At 61.7% G+C, this 6,617-nt stretch carries 5 protein-coding genes and 1 pseudogene (1 of these 6 running past the window's edge); 4 read left to right on the top strand and 2 right to left on the bottom strand.

The window, feature by feature from the left end; translation table 11 throughout:
• The 4 genes and pseudogenes from GEU01_RS22590 to GEU01_RS10090 form a co-directional block, all read left to right on the top strand.
• Positions 1 to 119: pseudogene (locus GEU01_RS22590) on the top strand (1-acyl-sn-glycerol-3-phosphate acyltransferase) (it extends 1,011 nt beyond the left edge of the window).
• 153 nt (positions 120 to 272) lie between these two features.
• A complete protein-coding gene (locus tag GEU01_RS10100) occupies positions 273 to 2,510 on the top strand; it encodes an EAL domain-containing protein (RefSeq protein WP_019085987.1) in 2,238 nt (745 codons plus the stop codon).
• A gap of 123 nt (positions 2,511 to 2,633) precedes the next feature.
• Positions 2,634 to 4,367 carry a putative bifunctional diguanylate cyclase/phosphodiesterase gene (locus tag GEU01_RS10095; protein ID WP_019085986.1) on the top strand — a complete coding sequence of 578 codons (1,734 nt, stop codon included), beginning with the start codon at positions 2,634 to 2,636 and terminating at the stop codon, positions 4,365 to 4,367.
• Positions 4,364 to 4,813, top strand: a complete 450-nt coding sequence (locus tag GEU01_RS10090; protein ID WP_019085985.1) for a hypothetical protein — start codon at positions 4,364 to 4,366, stop codon at positions 4,811 to 4,813. The genes GEU01_RS10095 and GEU01_RS10090 overlap by 4 nt, the downstream gene beginning before the upstream one ends.
• Positions 4,814 to 4,873: 60 nt before the next feature.
• On the opposite strand, the gene GEU01_RS10085 is transcribed toward GEU01_RS10090, so the two are convergent.
• Both GEU01_RS10085 and rfaE2 read right to left on the bottom strand, forming a co-directional pair.
• Entirely contained in the window at positions 4,874 to 6,004 is a 1,131-nt protein-coding gene (locus GEU01_RS10085) for an AGE family epimerase/isomerase (RefSeq protein ID WP_019085984.1), read from the bottom strand.
• A partial coding sequence (rfaE2, locus tag GEU01_RS27765; protein WP_456303516.1) for a D-glycero-beta-D-manno-heptose 1-phosphate adenylyltransferase occupies positions 6,001 to 6,617 on the bottom strand: 617 nt, incomplete at its 5' end. The genes rfaE2 and GEU01_RS10085, both read right to left, overlap by 4 nt.

Here is a 6,617-nt window from a genome sequence, read left to right as displayed (position 1 = left end):
TGGCCGCAGGGGCCGCCGAACTGCGCCAGAACCAGCCGCAGCCGGAAAGCGAAACCGCGTATGCCTGCCGCCCGCTGGCGGGCCTGTTGCCACAGGATCTTGAACGGAACCGGAACTGAGGGCTTTGTGTCAAGATTGAGGCATGTCATGTTTCCCCTGTCCCTTAACCCGTAGGGTAGCCCCCCAATCGACGGTCCCGGTGGTGTCTGCCACTGTATAGGGCTGGTCTGTCCGGCATGGTACTGCAAGCGTGCCTGCCACGATCAGGAAAAGTGATCTCACATGGCGCGACGGGTCGTGCCAACGTTCTGGAGTTTACGGTGGATCAGCCGAAGATAAGCGCCGATGTCCTGCTGTCCGCAATGGAGCAGGCCATTGATCCCATGGTCGTGATTGATGAGCACAACTGCATCATCTTCTTCAATGCCGCGGCCGAGCGGATCTGGGGCCTGCCGCGTGCACAGGTCATGGGACAGAATGTCAGCTGCCTTGTGCCACAGGCGGACCGTGCGCAGCATGACAGCTATATCGACCGTAACCGCGAGACGGGCGTAGGCCGCATTGTCGGCACATCGCGTGAGGTGGAATTCCGCCGCGCCAATGGCGAATCTGTCTGCGGTGAACTGTCGATTTCGCGCGTGCAGGTGGGTGAGACAGGCAGGATCTACTACATCGCCGTCATGAAGGACGTGACGGAACAGAGCCGCCAGCGCAAAATCCTGATCCTGCAGAACGAAGTGCTCCAGTCGCTGGCGTCCGACGTAACCCTGCAGGAAGTGGGAGACCGGTTGTGCCGCCGCGTGGACGGTTTCGTGCCCGGTGGGGTGGCGGCGCTCATCATGTTTGACAGCGCGCACAAGGTCAGCGTTACGTCTTCCCCCGGCATGCCCAACCGCTACCGCACGGCGCTGGACAGCATGCAGCTGACACCCGAACAGATCGACGCGCTGCGCACTGCGCCCGGCAACAGCAATGCCGTGGTGTGGGATGGGTATTCCTCCCTTGCCCGTTCACTGGGGCTGGAGCGGTGCTGCTCTTCTGCCATCATTTCCCGCACGGGACAGGTCATGGGTGTGTTCGCCGTGTACCTGCGTGATGACGATCCCTCGCTGGCATGGCCCGAACGGGTGGTTTCGACCTGCATGCCCCTGTGCGCGCTGGCGATCGAACAGAACCAGACGCGCCAGCACATTGCCCAGCTGTCCAATTTCGACAGCCTGACCGGACTGCTGAACCGTACGTCGCTGCATAATGTCATCGAACGCCTGATCATGCGGGGCGGGGACAGCCAGTTCTCGTTGTTCATGGTGGATATCGACCGTTTCCGCGATATCAATGACGAGCTGGGCCATGTGAATGCAGACCGTTTCCTGATCGAGATCGGTCGCCGCATCCGCGCACTGGTCAATGACGAATATATCGTCAGCCGTTCGGGTGGGGATGAATTCATCATTGTTGTGCCTGACTGTTCGCACAGGCGTGCGGAGCAGTTTGCCGAAAACCTGATCAATTCGATCGCCAAGCCCCTGCAGGTGGGTGAGAATACGCTGAGCATTTCGTGCTGTGTCGGCATCAGCACCTTCCCCGAAAACGGACCGGACAGCGAATCCCTGCTCAGCCTGGCCGATGCCGCGGCCCGGCAGGCGAAGGAAGACGGGCGTGGCCTGTACCGCTTCGCCGGGCATGAAAAGAACCAGGTGGCGCAGGAACGGCTGATGCTTGGCTCCGCGCTGCGGGACTCGCTGGCCAAGGGCATGCTGAGGCTGCATTACCAGCCGCAGGTGGAAACCATGACCGGGGGCCTGTACGGGGTCGAGGCCCTGTCGCGGTGGCATCATCCCACACTGGGCAACATCTATCCGTCCCGCTTCATCGCGGTGGCGGAGGATACGGGGCAGATCGAGGCCATTGGCCGGTGGTCGCTGCAGGAAGCCTGTAGGCAGATGGTGAAATGGGACCGTGACGGGGTGCATGTGCCCACGGTTGCGGTCAACCTGTCAGCAGTGCATTTCCGCAACCGCGCGCTGCCGGAATATATCAGCAACCTGCTGAAGCACCATGACCTGACGCCGGACCGCCTGACGGTGGAAATCACCGAAAGCGTGATGATGGACAACAGCAGTGATACCGAAGAGGTGCTGTACGCCATCCGCAAGCTGGATGTCGGGCTGTCGATGGATGATTTCGGCACGGGCTATTCGTCGCTGTCGCGGTTGACGCGCCTGCCGCTGACGGAAATCAAGATCGACCGCAGCTTCATCAATGATTTCGAGCATGACACCAACGCGCAGGCCGTGACCATGGCGGTGATCGGCATCGGGTCGCGCCTGGGCATGACGGTGGTGACCGAAGGGGTCGAGACCGAGCAGCAGTGGCGCCTGCTGGAAGAACTGCATTGTGATGTGATGCAGGGTTATCTGTTCGCGAAACCCCTGCCGCCGGAGGAACTGGAAAAATGGTTCCGTGAGCGACAGGAACGTGGTTCGTTCCTTATCCCGACCAAGGTGTAATATGATGTGGTCTCTGGTCTGGCGTGGGCGCATGGGTGTATCATGCAGCGCTTCGGTCCTGTTGCCGGGCTGATTTCATGAAGCATTCTGTTCTGTTTTTTATTGTAGGTTCCAGGCGGGAATATGGCATTGCAACACGATGATCGGCTGCGGGCACTGACACATCAGGATGCTGATTTCTGGGCCGACCTGGTTGACAGTGTCCTGATCGTCGCCATTACCGACACACAGGGGGTCATTACCTATGTGAATGACCGTTTTTGTGAAATCAGTCAGTACTCGCGGGCGGAACTGATCGGTTCCACGCACCGGATTGTCAATTCCGGCTATCATGACGCGGATTTCTTCCGGGACCTGTACCGTACCATCGAGGCGGGCGAGCTGTGGCAGGGCAATATCTGCAACCGTGCCAAGGATGGATCGCTGTACTGGGTGGCGACCACCATCATCCCCAAAAAGGACAGGCAGGGCCGGATACAGGGCTATGTCGCCAGCCGGTTCGAGATTACCGAACTGATGAACACCCGTGACCGTCTGTGTGAACTGGCGGAAACGGATACGCTGACCGGTCTGCTCAACCGTGGTGGTTTCAATACCGCGCTGGCAGATGAAATCGCGCGCTGCCGTGAATCAGGCGGTGGTGGGGCACCCCAGCCCGCGCTGGCCATGTTCGACCTTGATGGCTTCAAGCAGATCAATGACGTGCATGGTCACCATGCGGGTGACATCGTGCTGCGCGCCATTGCCTCGCGCCTGATTGAAATGACCCACCCCGATGACCCTGTCAGCCGCCTGGGCGGGGATGAGTTCGCGGTGATCCTGCACCGCACGCTGGAGGACGTATCGCTGGAGCGGTACATGGACCGCCTGCAGGGCGTGCTGGAACGTCCCATTGACATCGAAACGGTGACCGTAAGCGTTGCGGGCAGTATCGGCGCGGTGCTGCTCGATGGCACCGACACGATGGAAGACGTGCAGAAAAACGCCGACATGGCGATGTACGCCGCCAAGCGCGCGGGCGGCAAGCAGTCGCAGATGTTCACCCGCAACCTGCGCGAGCGCGCGCAGGCCCGTGTCTCCATCCTGAGCGAGGCGCGGTGTGGTGTCGAACGCAACCAGTTCGAGGTCTATTACCAGCCGATCCTGAACTGCCGCACACTTGAAGTGGACCAGATCGAGGCACTGCTGCGCTGGCAGCACCCCGAGCGCGGCCTGCTGGCGGCGGAGGATTTTTCCGACGTGTTCACCGATGCCGGCCTGGCGCAGGCCATGGGTCCACGCATGATCGAGGCCTTCCGCCATGACGTGTGCATGTGGAACGAGAAGGGCCAGCCCCCGCGCCAGCTTGCCATCAACCTGTCGCGCATGGACCTGATCCGTGATGACTACCAGCGTGAACTGGAGGAATCGCTCAGGCGTTTCAACATGTCCCCGGACAGCTTCGTGCTGGAAGTGACCGAGGCGATGCTGCATGGCCGCCGGGCGGATCAGGGGATCCGCAACCTGCGCGAACTGGCGCGTTCGGGTTTCCGTATCGCGCTGGATAATTTCGGCAAGGGAATTACCGTGCTGAACCACCTGCGCGAACTGCCCTTTTCACAGGTCAAGATCGACCAGAGCATGGTCGCCAACATCGTGGGTAATCCCGATGCCTGCATGGTCCTGTCCAGCCTGATCGACATGGGGCAGGGTTTCGGGATGGAAATTACGGTCGAAGGTGTCGAAAACCGCGAACAGTTCGATCTGGTCATGCAGATGAAGCCGGAGCGGATACAGGGCTTCTATATTTCCTCCGCCCTGTCATCGCAGGATATCCTCAAGCTGCCATCGCATTTTGAAGGGGTCGCCCGCGCATGACCGGTACCCCCCGTACCGTGGCCGCCCGGATTGGTGACGATCTGCCGCGCATTGATGTGATCGAACTGGCCAATACGCGGCGCATCATGCATGCCGAACGGCATAATGACGGGTCGCGCATGCCCATGTTTATTCCCACGGCGGCATGGTCGAAACTGCTGGAACTGCACTGCACCGGTGACGACACGCCCCAGCACCCGCGCCTTGCCCCGTCACGTGTGATGGAAGGGCTGGAACGCGCGCTGGGCCGTCTCATGACAGCGGTGGCGCGTCATGATGCCGCCGATGATGAACCCCTGCGCCCGGCCTATGTCGTGACATCCGACCTGTTTGGCGCGGAAGGCCCGGTGGATATCCGCATGGTGGTGGACCGCACGACCGGGGTTGCCTGCATGCTGGCAGGACCGCCCGCGGATATCGCGGCCCTTGGGCTGGATAATCTGTAATCAAGGAAGTTTTTGGTGAAGCTTTTTTCAAAAAGCTTCAAGGGACGCCGCCTTAAACGTTTATCCAGTGTCCGCCCTGCCATCGGTCAGGTCGCAGACCGCCCCGTAAATATGGTACAGCGAACTGGCGGGCATATGATCCATGGCCGATGTCTCGTCCGCGTTCAGGCGGTCGATCCACCCTCCATTCAGGTGGGACGGGATATAATGGGTGGCGAAATGCGCCAGCACGCCCGCGATCATGCCCGATGAACCTGTATTCGTTCCAAGGGAGCGCATCAGTTCCGTCTGGGGCCAGATGCGCGTGCCTCCATCCACGACCCGTCCGTCCTGCCCTACCGCATTGCGGATGACGGGGGGATGGACGGATGCGGCATGGGCCAGGGCGACCCGATGCAGCCGTTCGGCAACCTGCCGGATGCCGTCCGCATCCCGTGGTGCGCACAGGCGCAGGTATTCATGCAGCAGCCATGACCATTCCAGCAGGTGGCCCGGTTCCGCCCGGTTCTGGCCCGCAGGGTGAAGAGGATGCCAGTCGGCGGTAAAATCTTCCAGCAGCAGGCCGCTGGCCGGGTCGATGAAGCGCGTGGTGGCCAGCGTGACCAGTCGGGCGGCACGGTCGCGGTAAATATCCTCTCCCGTGGCTTCGAACAGCGCCAGCCACGCTTCCAGCAGGTGCATGTGGGGATTCTGCCGCCTGATGGCGTCTTGGGGCGGCACGGCATCCATGAATCCCGGGCCGGAGGTACGGAAGATGGTCTCCAGTTCTGTCGCGGCGTCTCCCACGCGGCGTCGCAGGCCCGGATCACCCGACAGGCGGTACGCCCATGCATGGGCGTACAGGATGAAGGCATGGGCGTACAGGTCGCGCCGCCGGTCGGCAGGCCGCCCGTCGGGTGCAAGGGAGAAAACCCACCCCGCCGCGCCATCGGCACGGTGATAGCGGTGTTCGACTTCCGCAAGGCAGCGCAGGGCCATCTCACCTGCTGGCGAGTCGCCACGCAGGGCCGCGCGACAATAGGTCGCGATCTGGCGTGCCTGCACCATCAGGCGCAGGGCGGGCAGGGGGATAGGACGTCCGTTGAAATCAAGCCGTTCATGGAACAGGGTCCGATCCCTGTCGAACCCGTTTTCAGACCATAGCGGCAGGGCCTGGCGGACAGCCCATGTCTGGAAGTGGTCGGGTGTCACGCCGGGGTATCAGTCCCGGCCCGGCGCTGGCCGCCCGCCTGCCGTACAAGCGATGTGGTTGACCGGCCTGGCATGATGTCAACCAGCACGACACGCCCGCCATTGGCTTTTACGATATCGCCGCCCACGACTTCATCCTCGCGGTAATCCGCACCCTTTACGATGACATCGGGCAGGATCGCGCGGATGGCCTCTTCCGGCGTGTCCTGGTCAAACAGCACGACCAGATCGACATTGCGCAGCGCGCCGATCACGGTGGCCCGTGCGCGTTCATCCTGTATGGGGCGGCTTTCCCCCTTCAGGCGGCGGACGGAGCGATCGGTATTCAGCGCCACGATCAGCTTGTCCCCCTGTGCCGCAGCCTTTTGTATGAGGGCGATATGACCCGGATGCAGCAGGTCGAAACATCCGTTGGTAAAGACAACCCGTGCCCCATGGTGCCGCCAGTCCCGCGCCATGGCCGCCGCCTGTTCAAGGGAGACGCATTTTCCCGAATCCGGCATGTCGCGCATCAGTGCGTGGCTGAGTTCGGCGCGCGAAACGGTGGTCGTGCCCAGCTTGCCCACCGCTACGGCGGCGGCCGTATTGGCAATGGTCACCGCCGTTTCCATGG

The organism is Komagataeibacter europaeus LMG 18890 (assembly GCF_000285295.1).
GTDB lineage: Bacteria > Pseudomonadota > Alphaproteobacteria > Acetobacterales > Acetobacteraceae > Komagataeibacter > Komagataeibacter europaeus.
This window is presented reverse-complemented; position numbering and strand designations above follow the sequence as displayed.

Bases quoted from the DNA above. Each gene is read 5' to 3' on its own strand.
- GEU01_RS10095 (WP_019085986.1), top strand. From the start codon at position 2,634: ATGGCATTGCAACACGATGATCGGCTGCGGGCACTGACACATCAGGAT.
- GEU01_RS10090 (WP_019085985.1), top strand. From the start codon at position 4,364: ATGACCGGTACCCCCCGTACCGTGGCCGCCCGGATTGGTGACGATCTG.